Annotated in this window: 1 protein-coding gene; it reads left to right on the forward strand. The window is 45.9% G+C overall.

What is annotated here, in order from left to right; translation table 11 throughout:
• The coding region (locus V7756_RS19040; RefSeq protein ID WP_335611769.1) for a MotA/TolQ/ExbB proton channel family protein at window positions 1-268 on the forward strand (268 nt) is incomplete at both ends.

Below are 268 nucleotides of genomic sequence, written 5' to 3' on the forward strand. Positions count from 1 at the left end.
GTGATGTTGCGCCAGCAATGGGAATGATTGGTACTCTGATAGGCTTAGTCCAAATGTTAGCAGTTATGGATGATCCCAAGTCTATTGGACCAGCCATGGCTGTAGCACTGCTGACAACACTCTACGGCGCCATGCTGGCTAACATGGTGGCATTACCTATTGCCGATAAATTGAATCTAAGAAAATCCGAAGAAGGGAATATCAAATCCATATGTATCGATGGTGTATTGGCAATCCAGGCAGGCCAAAACCCCAGAGTGATTCAGTC

Source organism: Halopseudomonas sp., from assembly GCF_036961105.1.
Taxonomy (GTDB): Bacteria; Pseudomonadota; Gammaproteobacteria; order Pseudomonadales; family Pseudomonadaceae; genus Halopseudomonas.